Annotated in this window: 1 protein-coding gene; it reads right to left on the reverse strand. The window is 67.3% G+C overall.

What is annotated here, in order from left to right; genetic code table 11:
* Positions 1-60: 60 nt before the first annotated feature.
* Positions 61-590 (reverse strand): sulfate adenylyltransferase subunit CysD (gene cysD, locus ACL02U_RS32950; protein WP_412794684.1); only part of this gene is annotated, 530 nt, incomplete at its 5' end.

The following is a 590-nucleotide window of genomic DNA, read 5'->3' on the forward strand; positions in this document are numbered from 1 at the left end:
TCAGGAGGGTGGTGGTGCGGCCTTCGGTGGTGGGGAGGCCGTCGGTGGTGGTGGTCATGGTCAGAAGTACCCCTCGCGTTTGCGGTCTTCCATCGCGGCCTCGGAGAGTTTGTCGTCGGCGCGGGTGGCGCCGCGTTCGGTGAGGCGGGAGGCGGTGATCTCGGTGATCACTTTGTCGATGGTGTCGGCGTCGGAGTCGACGGCGCCGGTGCAGGACATGTCGCCGACGGTGCGGTAGCGCACGAGGCGTTTCTCGAGGGTTTCGCCGTTCTTGGGGCCGCCCCAGTGGCCGGGGGTGAGCCACATGCCGTTGCGGGTGAAGACTTCGCGGTGGTGGGCGTAGTAGATGGCGGGGAGGTCGATGTTCTCGCGGGCGATGTACTGCCAGACGTCGAGTTCGGTCCAGTTGGACAGGGGGAAGACGCGGACGTGTTCGCCGGGGGCGTGGCGGCCGTTGTAGAGGTTCCAGAGTTCGGGGCGTTGGCGGCGGGGGTCCCATTGGGAGAATTCGTCGCGGAGGGAGAAGACGCGTTCTTTGGCGCGGGCTTTTTCCTCGTCGCGGCGGCCGCCGCCGAAGACGGCGTCGAAGT

It is taken from the genome of Streptomyces sp. MS06, assembly GCF_047200655.1.
GTDB lineage: Bacteria > Actinomycetota > Actinomycetes > Streptomycetales > Streptomycetaceae > Streptomyces.